This is a genomic window from Citrobacter sp. B72, assembly GCF_016894305.1.
Taxonomy (GTDB): Bacteria; Pseudomonadota; Gammaproteobacteria; order Enterobacterales; family Enterobacteriaceae; genus Citrobacter; species Citrobacter portucalensis.
In genome coordinates this window covers 152,164-167,160 of sequence record NZ_CP069802.1, presented here as the reverse complement: position 1 = coordinate 167,160, position 14,997 = coordinate 152,164, and the positions used below count along the sequence as shown (strand labels likewise).

Sequence of the window (14,997 nt, the reverse complement as noted above, 5' to 3'; positions counted from 1 at the left end):
TGTTAATCTAAGTGCCAGTATGATTAAAATTTACTCGCATGGATAACATCCATTATAAATACAACTAAAGTATGAGATGCATTAACTGCGAGTCTAGCTTCGGCAACTACTATCTGCGGAGGATTTTGACCACGCCCATGAGCACTCCCTATATGTGACCGGAATGCGCCAATACCGTCGATTAGTGATGAAATTCCTTTTAAAATTTTGTGCTGGTCACCCGCTAAAGTGGGATCGGAATTAAGGTCCAAGTCTGGCTGTACGACAGACCAAAGTGGTGCAACATTCAATTTTTGTGGCATAGGTAAATTGAATTTTTCTATGTAGCATTTTAATGCAGATTCAATTATAGCGCATGCGGCAGTGACTGATGCATGTGGATCGGTTTGAATATTCTCCACTGCACGAAGAAACTCATTTTCAATGGATGAATAGTCACCAGACTTTAGATAATCCTCTAACGTCTTAGAAATCGGAGTAGACCCAGACTTAGTTATAAATCCATTGAGTCTGTAGACTAATTGGTTCTTGGATAAAGCATCAATTATTCTTTTTTGTCCACTTTCGACTGTAGACCCAGCTCCTGCCCTAGAGAATGAATTTGGAGGTAAATCCATATATTTTTGGATAATTATCCCCAGTACTGAAATTGCATCTACTGAGTCATCTTCATTGCAAGCTTTAAGCCAATTGCTGCATTTTGTTTCACAGTTTCCTAGAGGCACCTCACCAGGTGCGCCCGATTCCATAAACAGTGAATTTAAAGTTGAATGGCTAAAATAATGCTCACCCAGTACTGAAGACACCGCGCCAATTACATTGTTAGGTATTTTATTATTCATTCTTTCCTACGGGATTATTCTATTGTTAATTTCAATTAATTATTATAACCGAAAAATGAGGTACGATAAATGCCTGGTTTTTTACATAACCACATTGGCAAGCTGTTCCTGATAATTAATGCTCTGGACAAGTCCGATTGTCAGGTGGGGTTTGAGTACCTGGGCAGTCATATGACCGCCCAGGATTTGTTTAGAGATAGCCGAGGTACTTCGTAACAAGAGTCAAAAGACCAGTAATGGACACAATGACCGCCGCTACATCCACTTTTATCTCAATTTTCAGATCGATATTCATCGCTTATGCTCTGATATGATCTGGGGCCCCAGACACGTAATATCTGGCGTATTTATACTGCCGCAGCCTTGGACAGTTCGTGGTTTACATAACCGGTATTGTTCCCACGTTCCGAGTTTCCTGAAACGCTCTTTAACCCTCACCATCAGCCCTGCCAATGATAAGTTTGCCCACAGGGCAGTCTCCGAACGTCTTTTCGACCCATCAGCAACTTATGCCTAAGTCACCGGAGGCGTGCGAGCCACACATTGAACATTACAGATCTATTAGCAGCTTGTCACCGGGTGAAGATGTAAAGGTTTTGTATTAGTTCGAAGAAGAGGTTTTGATCATGAAAAGATTGGTGGCTGGCGAGGACTCGAACCTCACATCCCCTTCCAATAGATTCAGTACCTAAACCTATTGGAAGGCCCTTCAAAATTGCTTATGAAGGGACCCAGGGAGCTCTACCAACTAAGCTAACCAGCCATTAAATGCATTCCGGATTCTATCAACCTCATCTTTATCTTGCAAGTAATTGTTGATTAATGTCTTTGTGATTGCATTGTCTTTACGAGGACCAGTAAGGTGTTTATATTTTATGCAAAGTGATTTTGCGATTTTTTCAATGTCCAACATTTTTTGGCAGATATGGTGGGCGACCTGTTGGCATACCTGAGAATACAGAATTACATCACGTATTGTTAATTCAGCTTCTTTATTAACTTCATGCTTGTATTTTTTACGCATTTTAATTAAGTCAGATTCTGAAAACATTTCTTCCCAAAGATTAGTGTTTTCTCGGCTATGTGCGTTAATATTACGAACAAGTCTAAAGTAATCCAATAATTTTAAATCAAGTTCATCTATGTAAATTGACAACTCATTATGGTTTAATTTAGGATGCGTAATCTTACCATTTATTTTGTTCACATGAGCATGGTGAATTGCTCTACGTAGTATGTCTACATTATCAATATTGAATGACCGTTCATCACTATATATTTTTTTTGACAAGGAAATGTAGTCTTTCAAAAATGATTCTAGGCAGCTATATATAAATGCAATGTGACTTTGTGTTACGTAGAGAGATGTTTTGTAAATCTCTAAATGTGCAACTTTTAGTTTTGCATTTTTATGCTTTTTAGTTACGTCTTCAATTCGATTAATGTTAATGCGGCCAGATTCATCTTTGCAAAGGAGTTCCTTTACTGCTACATCAATCAGAATTAAATGTGGGTTTACTGTCCCTAAAAGTTTTCTGAATTTTGTCTCAATAGATCGTGGCTGCATATCTTCTGTCATAGGTAACGCCTCCTGTGTTGAGATTGATTTTATAAAATACACGGCAAAGATTAACTATCACTTTGATAGTCAGAGACCGTTTAAGCGAGTTGTGGGCTAAAGATAAATTATTAATGGTCTGAATCCTCAGGCCATTAATATTCAACGATATCTTGCTTCACGGAACTTAAATCAATCTCTGGCTGTAAAATCAGGACAGTATAACCCATACTCACAGGCAATTTCTCAGTTTTGAGCCCGCACTGCTCCAATAATGGAAATATCCCGTCTGGAACGCCAGTTACACGCACCTCAAGTGGCAATATAAGATTTCCTGATTCTGTAAATGAGCTATGGAGTTGAGATTTCTGTGTATACACAGCCGATACATCTGTACCGCATTTCCAACCATCCTGCCACTCGGTATCGGATAATAGGTGATCCTGCCAGCCCATTGAACGTAGCGTGTCAATCATGCAGGTGAATCTAAACAGCGTGCTCTGATTGGCTAACTCACCAGAGCTTGCCAGCCAGATATACTCCACCTTGCTGTAAAGCCGTGCTGATGGCCCTTTCAGTTTCCCTTGTTCCTGTAACCAGATTATGTCAGGCGCCAGAGATTTAGGAAAAACCTTGCGTTTCTGAGCTGTTGAAAGCCACTGCATTATGAACATGTGTGTTTGAAGAGACGTGAGAGATCTTCCCTCTTTCCGTGCAAGCTTTACCGCTACGATGATGCACCAGGCGAGATGAGCTAGTTCAGTATCAGGGCGCTTAGTAGTTAGCTCAGTCAATACTTTCTCCACGACTGTTAAGGAAAATTTTAAGGCCGGAGATTATCATGAAATTGGTTGTTGGCGAACCGGCGAAATGAGGTCAAGTTTCGAGTTTCGAAGTAGGTAGGGATGAGGTGTATGAAGCCAAACCGGCGCGTCTTCATCATTACCTGGTATGTCTAACCCAAAATCTATTTTTGGTTGTTTGACGTGGCCATGATGTAGGAGTTATTCAGTTGCCTGAGCTGTAGATCTGCCCGGTTGAGCAGGTCTCGGGACAGCGGTTGATCCTGCGGGGAATTTTGCAGTTGCCGGATTAATTCTTCAACTGGCACGCTTTCGTTTAAGGACTTTGATATAGAGAACACAGCCGTTTTAAGCTCACTAACGGTCAGGTATTTGCCCTTCTTCTCATCGAGTTGATTAAGTCTGTCCTGAAGCGTCTGAAGCTCAGATACTCCCCTGTACCAACCTGAGATGGTGGCATTGGGCAAACTGTTGGCTTGCAGCTTTGATCGCCAGTCCGCCGACAACTCCTCTGCAAATTTGGCGTTAGGGTAAAGATGGCGAGTTTGTTCTACCAACTGATTACCGTATTGCAATGGCCAATACGGTGAAAGAGTGCTCAGTTCGTTCAGACGGGAAGTTAATTGTTTGGCGTAGGTATCACTGGATTCAAGCCACGTCGGAGCGTCCTGGCGTAGCTGATCGACAGCCGGAAGAGGCATGCTGGTCGGTAAAGCTGCGAGAGAGTTGTTCAACGCATCTTCTCCGGGGTGGCTGAATACTATTGGCGTGAAAATATAGGTGACTATGCCCAGTACGGCAGCTGTTAAAATACCGCCGAAATAAGCCACTAATGGAGTGACCCTTGAGGCTGATTTTCTGATTACTTCAACTTCAACTGCTGGTTCAGAATTCACCACATATACCCAGCGCTGACTATTCTGCCTTTCTGCCTTAACCGGTAGTGCTACGTCAGTTAGATTGCTATCCGTCTGGCTTGACGTGACATCACTATTTTCCAGCCTGATAATTGTGTTTTGCAGCATCTGACGAAGCGGCTCAAAACCACTTGCTCTGTGCAGTTCGAGCCGTTGCAAGGCTTCACCAGTTGAGCTCAAAAGCCTTATTCCCTGGTTCAGGCCTAAATAGCTGCGCGGAATAGTAGATCACTGAAAGGGAACTCAGCCCGGATTGCGCGATCTGATCATTCGCCAAACCAACCAAAACCACCAACCGGACTGAGCGATGCCGATCATAGCACCAATACCCCGTGGCGAACGACGCCTGATGCAGAAAGCTATTCATAAAACGCGCGATAAAAATCATGCCCGCAGACTCACGGCCATGCTGATGCTTCATCGGGGTGAACGGGTCAGCGATGTTGCCAGAACTCTCTGTTGTGCCCGTTCATCCGTTGGTCGCTGGATTAACTGGTTTACGCACTCAGGTATTGAAGGCCTGAAATCCTTACCCGCAGGGCGCTCCCGACGCTGGCCTTTTGAACATATCTGCACCCTGTTACGTGAGCTGATAAAGCATTCTCCCGGCGATTTTGGTTATCAACGTTCACGCTGGAGCACCGAATTACTGGCAATAAAAATCAATGAGATAACCGGTTGCCAGTTACATGCAGGAACCGTTCGCCGCTGGTTGCCATCTGCGGGGCTTGTATGGCGCAGGGCCGCGCCAACTCTGCGCATCCGTGACCCACATAAAGATGAAAAGATGGCGGTAATCCACAAAGCGCTGGATGAATGCAACGCAGAGCATCCGGTATTTTATGAAGATGAAGTGGATATTCACCTTAATCCTAAAATCGGTGCGGACTGGCAGTTGCGCGGACAGCAGAAACGGGTAGTGACGCCGGGGCAGAACGAAAAATACTATCTGGCCGGCGCACTGCACAGTGGCACGGGTAAAGTCAGCTACGTGGGCGGCAACAGCAAAAGTTCAGCGCTGTTTATCGCTCTGCTGAAGCACCTGAAAGCCACTTACCGGCGGGCGAAAACAATCACGCTGATCGTTGATAACTACATTATCCATAAAAGCCGCGAAACACAGCGCTGGTTGAAAGCAAATCCCAAGTTCAGGGTAATTTACCAGCCGGTTTACTCGCCGTGGGTGAATCATGTGGAACGGCTATGGCAGGCACTTCATGACACGATAACCCGTAATCATCAGTGCCGCTCAATGTGGCAGTTACTGAAAAAGGTCCGCCATTTTATGGAAACCGCCAGCCCATTCCCCGGAGGAAAACATGGTCAGGCAAAAGTGTAGCGGTATTAGGCGCAGCTATTTAGTAAATCCGCCCTATGGAGGGATAAAGTCCGGAACAGCTGCTGAAGACGCTTACTCAGGCTGCTGAGTATTTCTATTCTGGCATGTGCAGAAGCGGGCCACATTGCTGACCATTGATAGCGTATCAGGGCATCCAGAATCGCCATACCTTCATTGAAACCCTGTATACCTGCCTGTTGTGCCCTTGCCAAGGTATACCACGCCGCCGTCTGAAGCTCGACCCCATTGATATCGAAAAGGTTTAACGCCAGTTTTTCAACATTCCCCCAGTTCACATCCGGACGGGCAGGATGGGTGAGTTTAGCTAGTTCTTCACGTAATGATGAATAATCAGGCATTGAGCGCGGATCGTTTCCAGTCTTAAGATGGCGTTCGGTAGTGTAGGACATTGTGAAATCCGTATCGAATGAGGGTATGAGTTGATTAGATAAATTGATGGTTTTCCAGATGCTGCTGTTGTTTCAAGTGCCTGATCATCACTTTTCCCTCTGGCATAAACTCGGTCCCATACCGTACAAGTCCAATACCTCTCAGTTCCGCATCGATGGCGTAACGCAACTCACCTGGTACTTGCTGTTCAAGTAGGGTCACATTGAGTGACTGCAAACGAGGTTCATACTTGAGCAGGACACCGGCCAGCATTTCGATCAGCTCGTGGGCTGTCCCGGGCATGCCTTGCAGAATTTTGGTCATATCCGGCAAACCATAATCTGGTAGATGGGATACGGTACCGGCCCGGGCGTTCAAAATTCGCTGGATGTTATCCAGTACAGATAAAATGACCGGGTCTTCTTCGTTTACAACTTCAAGGGGAAGATCTCCTGTAAAGTTGCCAGTAAGAATTTCATATAATGAAGGTGATTTTCGGTCCATATTGATTTTTTTCCACACTCTATGCTGGTAATGGATAAGGCAAATCAATTTCGGGTGCGTCTGGTAACCAACGGCCTGATTTTTTCATTAAATACCCCAAAATCTCATCATTAGTTAAATTGACGTCAGACATTGAATCAATTTTGAACCAGTATTCAGGATAGTAGAATAGGTCTGAGGCACGTGGCTCTGAGAAATTCAACTCTATCAGGCTAAGAGCATAACCTTGTATCCTCGATGTCTTCAACGATGACTTTGGCATCGCGAAGCGGGTGTGAAGCCTGGAGATCATCGCCCGGATCGGTCATCTCGGTCACCAGACCTTTCACCCAGGTATTGAGCTCCAGCTCAAGCAGGCGACGGTCTTTGGTGGTACCGATATTTTCACGCTGGATGAGCTTCAGGTAGTGCGCGATACGTGACAACAGGAAGATGTATGGCAGACGGGAATTGATGCGGCTGTTGGCGGTCGCATCCGCAGTGTCGTACAACGCAGGCTTCTGGGCGGAGTTTGCGCTAAAGAAACAGGAATAATCTCTGTTTTTATAATAGCTTAGCGGAATGAATCCCAGATTCGAGAATTCAAACTCACGGGTTTCCGGTATCATCACTTCGGACGGGATTTTTACCTGATTACCGGTACCGAGGTCGTACAGATGGATAGGCAGATCCTGAACTGCACCGCCAGCCTGAGGGCCACGAATCTGGACGCACCAGCCATTATTGATAAAACTTTTCACCATATTGGCAGCAAAGGCAAAGGATGCATTCGTCCATAAATACTTCTCGTGATCAGGTCCCTTCACTTCCTCCACATAATTGAAACTGCGCACCGGGACGGTATCCGGACCATACGGCAAACGGCCCAACACACGTGGCATAGTCAGCCCAATGTAGCGGGAGTCCTCAGAGTCACGGAACGCTTTCCATTTGATATATTCAGCTCTGTCAAAATAGTTACCGATGTCTTTGATGGCCGCGACTTCTTCCATGCTGGATTTATGGAAGAATTTTGGTCCTACAGAACCAATAAACGGCATATGAGCGGCAGCTGAAACTTTTGATATATTACGGAGTAACGCTACATCCTGAGCGGAGGAATCGAACTCATACGACGAAATGATTGCGGCAATGGGCTCTCCGCCCGGTTGATCGTATTCCATCGAATAAGTATGGTGATAAAGACCGCTCTGGATAATCTCCGGAGCGTCTTCAAAATCCTGACGCAGATCGTCTTTAGAAACATCAAGTATTTCTATTTTTACATTCTGGCGGAAATCTGTGCGATCAACCGTGTGCTTAAGCCCGCGCCAGAGTGATTCTACGCGTTGAAACTCCGGGTGGTGCATAACTTCATCGAGCTGGCGACTGATTTGATAATCAAGCTCTGCGATATGCGAATCAAGCAATGATTTATCAAGCTTCTCAACTTTTTGGCCTGATTTTGAAATAACCTGCATAAAAACCTGAATGGCTGCGGTCACTCGCTCATCTGCCGAGGCATCGGCCATGACGCTGTCGTCTTGATATTCAGTAATGTCACCCAGGCGAGAAACTGGATTCAGATTAATTTTTTCAAACAGCGAGGCATACACGCTGTCTGGGTTATTCTCAAGTACAGTAGTGTTCCCCTGCACCGATTGTGTTTCAGTATTCACAGACATCAGCATCCTCTCTGTTAATCCATTAAAAAAACATTTTGCTGTTATTCGGCGGGTGCAAGGGCATTCAGCTCTTGTCTTAATTCTTCGCTCAGAGCCGGGTCTTTCAGTATGGTTTCAAGAGATCTGCGGAACTCGGCGTTATCCAGGAGGTTAGACTTTAGGTCTCTAAGGAGATTGCGCATGGCTAACATGGCACGAAGTTGAGGAATTTGCTTTGCTATTGCTTCAGGCTCGAAATCTTTCATTTCAGAAAAGCTGAGTTTGATATTTTCTTCAGAACCATCACCTCTCAGGGTGTTAGCAACATCAATGCTGACCTCTGGGTTAAGCTCGGACAGAACGCTATTAAAGTTGTTTTTGGAAATATTTAACTTACTGCGTTCAGAAAGCGGGAGGGTTTCTTTGCCGTTACTGAAGTCTCCCAACGCGAGAAGTTTTAAGGGCAACTCGACTTTCTTTTGGGCGGAACCCGTGTGCAGGTCAAGCTGGATGTTGACACGTGCTTTTGGCACTTCATTCTGGAAGCTGGAATCTGCCATATCATTCCCTTTGTTGGACAGTGGTGATAGTTACCACAAGGTATCTTTACAAAGCGATGATAGAACATATTGCTCACATAGATCAACTTTGCAGATCAAAGATCTGCAATTGGAATTTTATTAAGAGTTTTCCTCTGTTTTGTAACAGGGTGCACCTCTAGGAATTGGGGAAAAAGTGATCTTGACCCGCCATTTCCGGACAGCTTTTGTATCTTAAGTTAACGATGCCCGCTGCCGCCGGTATTCTCTCGGAGAGTGATATCCCAGCGCACTATGCGGGTGATTTTCATTGTAATGCGTGAACGCCGCTGCAAGGTTTCGCAGGGCTGTTCTCACATCCGGTTTCGGCATGAACGCGATATAGTCTTCCTTCATCGTCTTCACGAACCGTTCGGCCATGCCATTGCTCTGCGGGCTGCTCACCGCTGTTGTACATGGCTCCAGATTCAGCTCTTTGGCGAACCTCCGCGTTTCATGCGCGGTATATGCTGAACCGTTGTCCGTCAGCCACTGCACCGCTGTGTCGGGCAGCCTGTCGCCGAAGCGCTTTTCCACCGACCTCAGCATCACATCCTGCACGGTCGAACTGTCATAGCCTCCCGTGCTTGCTGCCCAGTCTATGGCCTCACGGTCGCAGCAGTCCAGCGCGAACGTTACCCGCAGTTTTTCGCCGTTGTCGCAGCCGAACTCGAAGCCATCTGAACACCAGCGCATATCGCTTTCTGCCACCGCTATCTTGCCCTTATGTTCACGCTTCGGTCGCTCTGGTTTGTGATGCAACAACAACAGGTTATGCTCGCTCATTATCCTGTAAAGCCGTTTGGCATTCACAGGTGGCTGTCCCTCTGTGCGACGTTGCTTGCGCAGGATGCCCCACACGCGTCGATAACCATAACTCGGCATATCGCTGATAATGTTGAGGATAGCCGACAGTATTTCTGCGTCTGCTTCTTCATTACGCCGGTTACAGCGCCTGTCCTGCCAGTCGGCAGAACGGTTAATCCGCAGTGACAGTTGCGCACGCGACACGCCCATGGTCCGGCTGACCATGGCTATTCCCCGTCCTTTGGCAACAAGGGCGCGTGCGCTATCCATTTTCGCGACTGACCGTACTCCACGGCTTCTTTCAGGATCTCAACTTCCATCGTCTTCTTGCCCAGAAGGCGCTGAAGCTCCCGGACCTGCTTCAGAGCAGCAGTAAGCTCAGAAGCAGGAACGACTTCCTCTCCAGCCGCAACGGCGGTGAGGCTGCCTTCCTGATATTGCTTCTTCCACTTAAACAGCAGGCTGGGCTGGATACCATGCAGGCGGGCGACATGGGAGACATTCATACCCGGCTCCATCGTCTGCTGGATAATGGCGATCTTCTCCTGAGGAGTTTTACGTTTACGGACTTCTTGCCCTAACAGGATCCCGGTCATCTCAAAATTGGTGTTAGTGTTAGACATATATTCAAGCCTATCTCTTATCTGGAGATACAGCTACTGTCTGGTGTTTCAGGGGGCTACATCAGAATTGGGGAAAAAGTTGTTTTGTTAACTGCTTATGTCGTCATTTGCAGGGCTATTAACTATAAGTAACTGTCCTGATGGTTGAATGTTGCATATGTGATCTTTTATTGACTTAGATCAATGCAATTGGTGTGGTCCCCACCTGGTGCGGATGTGTGCATTTGTACTGATAACTAACTGTAACAGTTACATTTTTTGTTACATGTCGGTGTGATGAAAAGTCCGAAAACTGACTTATAGGAAAAACATTTTAAGTAATGGAGTGGGCTTTATTTTAAAGATAATTAAGTGTTAAGAGTTGTCTGTCTAACTACCCATGGGTTTTGGCGAACAAAATCACGTACTCCACTTATACATGCGCTTGAGATGATGTCAAAATTCGGGTGATTTGATGAGACCATATTCCCGGTATTATCAAGAAGCATAATAGTACCCAAAGACCGAACCAGTTGATATTCATTAAACTTATGCTTTAGCATAGTTTGTAATCTATAAATTGTTTCACCTGAACTGTTACCTTCTATACCTACAACGGAAACAGTGCAGTTAAGTTCCGCACTATCAGATTGATTGTCGTACCAGAAATTATCGTTATAATTGGTTTTCTTTGCTAAGTCGAGTTTACCAGGCCATTTTACCCAAGCAGAAGAATTATTTTTTGACCGGAAGATTTGCTTCAACTGTTCTATTGGTGCGATCTGTTCAACAGACCATGAAGAATTAAATTCGTTAAGCAATAACTCTGGATCAATAACAGCAATAAAATCAAATTCCTCTTTAGTAATAGAGCTAGCTCGATCTTTAAGATAAAAAAGGCCCAGTTTATAACCCTTGTCACTTTTCCAGTTTGCCCCTACAGGCTGATAGTCTGTATTTATAAATGGCTTAAATGTGTGTGTATCAGGAGAAAAAATCACTGATGGTGCCAGAGTTCGCCCTCGGTTTCGGATTGGACTTACATAAATTTTTTCTCCATCACTTAACATTTCTATGATTGCTTTTGTCACAACTACTGAAATAGAAGGAACACATTTAGTTTGATTTTCGTGCCCGACATGCGACAACCTTCCATCCTCACTCTTCAGTACCTTTGCAAGGCAAGTCGGGCAATACTGTTGGTCTCTATCATGAACAGGCATAGCAAGACGACCGGAATCGTTAAGTACCAACTGAAGTAACGGATGATCCTCTTTCATCATGGTCATTTCTTCTCTTTCACCTTTCTGGGCTTTTCGTTTAACTGTCTCCATTGCCATGGAGGGACAGGGTTGGGGTCTGCCCATAACCCCTTTGCATCCTTGCGTGCTGCGGATTCATACTTGAGGTAGCTCGGGACAATGGCGTTATCTTCGAACCGATATACCCACGCATATCCGCTGTCCACCATAGAAGCGTTAATGTCATAACCATCTAACCAAATGGTCCCTAACATTCGGCCATAGATATCTACACCATGGTCGTTCACGGTAATGATTTTGGTTGCAATAGCTGTGGTTAAGGCCTGCTTTGCTTTTTGCCCAAAAGCTTGTTTGGATTCAGGAGCGTCTATACCATACATCCGTATTTTGATGGTTGTATTTTGAGCATCCAGCGCAGTTATGGTGTCACCGTCAACAATCTTAACCACCTTTGCCTCAAATGTTGTTGAGTTCCCCCAGGACGCCGCAGGGAATACAACGATCATGATTGGCAAAAGTAACTTTTTTAGATAACCCATCATTTCACCTGAATTTGTTGAGTGCAGACATGTATACACAAGGCAATTCACAGGCACTATTTTAACAAGTCATAAATTCCTGGACGGGCTAAAAACATATCATTTTGCAACTTAAAGCCAGAAAAATCACAATGAATTTAGAACCTGTACCAAAAAACAATCCAAATTAAGAGTGTTAATCTATCTCAAAGATATTATTCCTGAGAGAGTTTGGATGAAACGTAACACTCATGATCAAGAAAAAGACCTGAAAGATGTGGGTAAAGCTCCATCTTTGATCCACAAAACATTGTTAATAGCATCGACCATTTATGATCTTAAATATCTGGCTCAGGTTTTAAATGATGAAAATGGCAGTAATTGGTCCCGTGCCTCGCTTAAGCGTCAGGTTAAAGGAAAGCCTGAGCATTGTGAGCTGAGTATCACTGATGGACGTTATCTACAGTCTTTAATTCCTTCCCGACCTACTAATTACGAGGACAGGAAATTTAGCTTTATCGATTTGTTTGCAGGGATAGGTGGACTACGAAGCGGATTCGATGCCATCGGTGGAAAATGTCTTTTCACGAGTGAATGGAATACTTATTCCAGCCGTACTTACCGGGCGAACTGGTATTGCGATGAGAACGAGCACCGCTTCAATTCAGATATCCGTGACATCACGCTTAGCAACCGGCCCGAAGTTTCTGATGAAGAGGCATACAAGTTTATCGATACATCTATCCCGGATCATGATGTACTTCTTGCGGGGTTTCCGTGTCAGCCATTCAGCATTGCCGGTGTCAGTAAAAAGAACTCTTTGGGACGCAAACACGGTTTCGAGTGCGACACTCAGGGTACGCTCTTCTTTGATGTGGCCAGGATCATCCGGGCAAAACAACCGGCAATTTTTGTTCTGGAAAACGTTAAAAATCTGAAGAGTCACGATAAGGGTAATACTTTTAACATCATCATGAAAACGCTGGAAGAGCTTGGCTACGACGTCGCAAACAGCGAAAGCATGGGCGCGGATGATCCTAAAGTCATCGACGGCCGTCATTTCCGACCCCAGCACCGTGAGCGTATCGTCCTTATTGGTTTTCGCCGCGACCTGCGCCTGAAAGACGGTTTTTCTCTAAGAGACATTAAAGACTTTTATCCGGACAAGCGCCCTTCTCTCTCCGATTTACTGGAACCGACGGTAGATAGTAAATACATCCTCTCCCCTAAACTCTGGGAGTACTTATACAACTATGCAAAGAAACATGCAGCAAAAGGCAATGGTTTTGGTTTTGGGCTTGTAGATCCTTCCAATGTTAATAGTGTCACCAGAACCCTCTCAAGCCGCTATATGAAAGACGGATCTGAAATTCTTATTGATCGGGGTTGGTCCCATGAGCTGGGAGAGTCTGATTTCCATAACCCGGACAATATGGATCGTCGGCCACGCATGCTAACGCCACGTGAATGCAGCAGGCTTATGGGCTTCGATAAACCCGGGGAAAGTGTTTTCCGTATACCTGTGTCCAATACACAGGCTTACAGACAGTTTGGGAACTCAGTGATAGTTGATGTCTTTGCAGCCGTCGCTAAATTGTTGAAGTCACGAATTGATTATGTTGCTTCCTTGCGATTGCGGAAGTCATACGATGAAGTGTGCTGAACTAAGCTCATTTATCAATTTAAATGCTTAAGATTGTTGTAATAATGTCAGAGGTCAACCATGACGTATTTCGAATCAGCTGAAGGTGAGACGGTATCTAAAGAACGAGCATTACAAGAACTGTCCAGGCATTGCGTTCCCGAAACAGATTTCGAAGAATTCTTTAGCGACATGGGCGTAAAGGAACAGTATGACGCTCAGGAAGTGTTGCTCTGGTTGGGATATTAAACTTCCTGTTTAGGAGACTACTATGAGCCAAAAATTCGCAGTGATGATTGCTTACGACGACGATCCAAACGTCAAAAGGTATTCACCTGACTTTCAAACGCAGGATGAGTTTGCTAAAGGGTGGCAGTCGGCTCTTAAAAAAGCACACCACACCTCAGGTCAAAAATCAGTCATCACCTGCGGATGTCGTGGAAAAGGAGAAAAGCGACTTTATGTTCGTGCTTTACCGAACGGTGATGCCTTTATTCTCGTCAAAGCCGCTAACACGGGCATTGAGCATGATCCTTCCTGTGTATTCTTCTCCCTTGATGCCCGGCATACCGGCCTGAAAGGATATGCGAGTGGTGTGGTCCGGATTACAACCGAAGGTGATATGGCTGTAAGGCTCGGTATCGGTATGACAGAGAAAGATCCTCCTGAAAAATCAGAAGTGCCTCCCCTGCCCCATCTTCAGCGACCAGAAGGTGGTCAGGCCTCAATGACCCTCCTGGGCTTGCTTAGTCTTTTGTGGACAGAGTCTGGTCTGAATGTCTGGTACCCGAAAATGGCAGGGAAACGTAACGATTCACTGGTACGGTATCGTCTGCTTGAAACCGCTAAACAAATTCGTACCGGCAGAGCCTGCATAGGTGACCATTTATTCATTGGTGTACCTGACCCGAAACAACCTGTCGCTCAGTCGCAGATTCAGCGTCTTTCATCACAGGCGATGAGTGATAAACGTCTCATGCTCCTGTCAGTTTTACCTCGCTACGATGCTGAAAAGCATGAGAAGCCACTTAAATTTTTACCCCTGCGGAATTTTGGGGGGCTACCGCTGATTTTTTTCAATTCAGAAGGCCATTGGGACAGCGTAAAGAAACGATTTTCATCGGAGTACGCAGCATGGAAATCCGGAGCGAAAATAGTTGTCTTTGCGTTGACGTCACCAGCTGCGGTAACCGGCAGAGGCCCTTCTGTAAGAGCTCATCAAATTGTGCTGATGCACGTTAGCGAGAACTGGATACCTCTGGACTCCTCCTATGAGGCGGTTGTTGCAGAAAAGCTGGATGCAGAGCACCGGCAGTACGTTAAGCCCATGCGTTATGATGCGAGTATTAGTGAGGTGTTCCCTGACTTCTACCTGCTCGACACAAAAAGCGATAAGCCGTTCCCGATGGAAGTATTTGGTATGGCCACTCCTGCTTATCTGGCCCGAAAGCAACTCAAAAAAGATTATTACAACCGTGAATATGGGCCTTATGGATGGTGGCACTGGGATGCGACCACAGCATCTGAAACTATGGTGCTGCCTCATTTTCCAGATTCACGCAAACCTCTTTCAACTGACACACCTGCTTAAA

General features: G+C 45.4%; 14 protein-coding genes, 1 tRNA gene and 1 pseudogene. 4 read left to right on the top strand and 12 right to left on the bottom strand.

The features are described from left to right. Positions 1-23: 23 nt before the first annotated feature. The 5 genes from JQN59_RS24960 to JQN59_RS24940 all read right to left on the bottom strand — a co-directional run bounded on the left by JQN59_RS24960 (position 24) and on the right by JQN59_RS24940 (position 4,279). Positions 24-842, bottom strand: coding sequence for an abortive infection family protein (locus JQN59_RS24960; RefSeq protein ID WP_008786707.1), 819 nt, complete (start codon positions 840-842; stop codon positions 24-26). A 636-nt stretch (positions 843-1,478) separates the two neighbouring features. Then, positions 1,479-1,605 (bottom strand) — tRNA-OTHER (locus JQN59_RS24955). After that, positions 1,591-2,421 (bottom strand): hypothetical protein, encoded by an 831-nt coding sequence (locus tag JQN59_RS24950; protein ID WP_008786708.1) that lies wholly within the window; start codon positions 2,419-2,421, stop codon positions 1,591-1,593. Before JQN59_RS24950 ends, JQN59_RS24955 begins: the two co-directional genes overlap by 15 nt. Positions 2,422-2,555: 134 nt before the next feature. Next, positions 2,556-3,194 (bottom strand): DUF2913 family protein, encoded by a 639-nt coding sequence (locus JQN59_RS24945; protein WP_008786709.1) that lies wholly within the window; start codon positions 3,192-3,194, stop codon positions 2,556-2,558. A gap of 173 nt (positions 3,195-3,367) precedes the next feature. Further along, positions 3,368-4,279, bottom strand: coding sequence for a VasL domain-containing protein (locus JQN59_RS24940; RefSeq protein ID WP_226856280.1), 912 nt, complete (start codon positions 4,277-4,279; stop codon positions 3,368-3,370). A gap of 148 nt (positions 4,280-4,427) precedes the next feature. Here JQN59_RS24940 and JQN59_RS24935 point away from each other — a divergent pair, with 148 nt between their 5' ends. Further along, positions 4,428-5,459, top strand: a complete 1,032-nt coding sequence (locus JQN59_RS24935) for an IS630-like element ISEc33 family transposase (protein WP_003033020.1) — start codon at positions 4,428-4,430, stop codon at positions 5,457-5,459. Between the two features lie 23 nt (positions 5,460-5,482). Here the strand turns inward: JQN59_RS24935 and JQN59_RS24930 are convergent. From JQN59_RS24930 to JQN59_RS24900, 7 genes and pseudogenes are all read right to left on the bottom strand, one after another. Then, positions 5,483-5,869 (bottom strand): annotated as a pseudogene (locus tag JQN59_RS24930) (type VI secretion system ImpA family N-terminal domain-containing protein); the annotation flags it as partial. 34 nt (positions 5,870-5,903) lie between these two features. Continuing rightward, the gene (tssE, locus tag JQN59_RS24925) at positions 5,904-6,353 is read right to left on the bottom strand and encodes a type VI secretion system baseplate subunit TssE (RefSeq protein WP_008786711.1); all 450 of its coding nucleotides are present in this window, start codon (positions 6,351-6,353) and stop codon (positions 5,904-5,906) included. A gap of 212 nt (positions 6,354-6,565) precedes the next feature. Then, the gene (tssC, locus tag JQN59_RS24920; protein WP_008786712.1) at positions 6,566-8,023 is read right to left on the bottom strand and encodes a type VI secretion system contractile sheath large subunit; all 1,458 of its coding nucleotides are present in this window, start codon (positions 8,021-8,023) and stop codon (positions 6,566-6,568) included. A gap of 35 nt (positions 8,024-8,058) precedes the next feature. Then, positions 8,059-8,556, bottom strand: a complete 498-nt coding sequence (tssB, locus tag JQN59_RS24915; protein ID WP_047748139.1) for a type VI secretion system contractile sheath small subunit — start codon at positions 8,554-8,556, stop codon at positions 8,059-8,061. 213 nt (positions 8,557-8,769) lie between these two features. Beyond that, positions 8,770-9,977, bottom strand: a protein-coding gene (locus JQN59_RS24910) for an IS3 family transposase (protein WP_087776199.1) whose coding sequence is annotated in 2 segments (ribosomal slippage) — positions 8,770-9,656 and positions 9,656-9,977 — 1,209 coding nt in all. Because the reading frame shifts where the segments join, the coding sequence is not laid out codon by codon here. A gap of 374 nt (positions 9,978-10,351) precedes the next feature. Beyond that, positions 10,352-11,266, bottom strand: coding sequence for a hypothetical protein (locus JQN59_RS24905; RefSeq protein WP_058687698.1), 915 nt, complete (start codon positions 11,264-11,266; stop codon positions 10,352-10,354). A gap of 2 nt (positions 11,267-11,268) precedes the next feature. Next, complete coding sequence (locus JQN59_RS24900; RefSeq protein ID WP_058687699.1) at positions 11,269-11,784, bottom strand: thermonuclease family protein; 516 nt, start codon at positions 11,782-11,784, stop codon at positions 11,269-11,271. A gap of 214 nt (positions 11,785-11,998) precedes the next feature. Between JQN59_RS24900 and JQN59_RS24895 the strand changes: the two genes are divergently transcribed. From JQN59_RS24895 to JQN59_RS24885, 3 genes are read left to right on the top strand one after another with little or no spacing between them, the layout of a single operon-like run. Continuing rightward, positions 11,999-13,426, top strand: a complete 1,428-nt coding sequence (locus tag JQN59_RS24895) for a DNA cytosine methyltransferase (RefSeq protein ID WP_058687700.1) — start codon at positions 11,999-12,001, stop codon at positions 13,424-13,426. Between the two features lie 60 nt (positions 13,427-13,486). Next, complete coding sequence (locus tag JQN59_RS24890; protein ID WP_000220758.1) at positions 13,487-13,654, top strand: hypothetical protein; 168 nt, start codon at positions 13,487-13,489, stop codon at positions 13,652-13,654. A 22-nt stretch (positions 13,655-13,676) separates the two neighbouring features. Continuing rightward, positions 13,677-14,996, top strand: coding sequence for a DUF1173 family protein (locus JQN59_RS24885; RefSeq protein ID WP_058687701.1), 1,320 nt, complete (start codon positions 13,677-13,679; stop codon positions 14,994-14,996). Position 14,997 lies beyond the last annotated feature (1 nt).

What these genes read in the sequence shown, in the direction of transcription:
- JQN59_RS24960 (WP_008786707.1), bottom strand. Translation starts at nt 842, where the DNA reads ATGAATAATAAAATACCTAACAATGTAATTGGCGCGGTGTCTTCAGTA.
- JQN59_RS24905 (WP_058687698.1), bottom strand. Translation starts at nt 11,266, where the DNA reads ATGATGAAAGAGGATCATCCGTTACTTCAGTTGGTACTTAACGATTCC.
- tssC (WP_008786712.1), bottom strand. Translation starts at nt 8,023, where the DNA reads ATGCTGATGTCTGTGAATACTGAAACACAATCGGTGCAGGGGAACACT.
- JQN59_RS24895 (WP_058687700.1), top strand. Translation starts at nt 11,999, where the DNA reads ATGAAACGTAACACTCATGATCAAGAAAAAGACCTGAAAGATGTGGGT.
- tssB (WP_047748139.1), bottom strand. Translation starts at nt 8,556, where the DNA reads ATGGCAGATTCCAGCTTCCAGAATGAAGTGCCAAAAGCACGTGTCAAC.
- tssE (WP_008786711.1), bottom strand. Translation starts at nt 6,353, where the DNA reads ATGGACCGAAAATCACCTTCATTATATGAAATTCTTACTGGCAACTTT.
- JQN59_RS24900 (WP_058687699.1), bottom strand. Translation starts at nt 11,784, where the DNA reads ATGGGTTATCTAAAAAAGTTACTTTTGCCAATCATGATCGTTGTATTC.
- JQN59_RS24885 (WP_058687701.1), top strand. Translation starts at nt 13,677, where the DNA reads ATGAGCCAAAAATTCGCAGTGATGATTGCTTACGACGACGATCCAAAC.
- JQN59_RS24935 (WP_003033020.1), top strand. Translation starts at nt 4,428, where the DNA reads ATGCCGATCATAGCACCAATACCCCGTGGCGAACGACGCCTGATGCAG.
- JQN59_RS24950 (WP_008786708.1), bottom strand. Translation starts at nt 2,421, where the DNA reads ATGACAGAAGATATGCAGCCACGATCTATTGAGACAAAATTCAGAAAA.
- JQN59_RS24890 (WP_000220758.1), top strand. Translation starts at nt 13,487, where the DNA reads ATGACGTATTTCGAATCAGCTGAAGGTGAGACGGTATCTAAAGAACGA.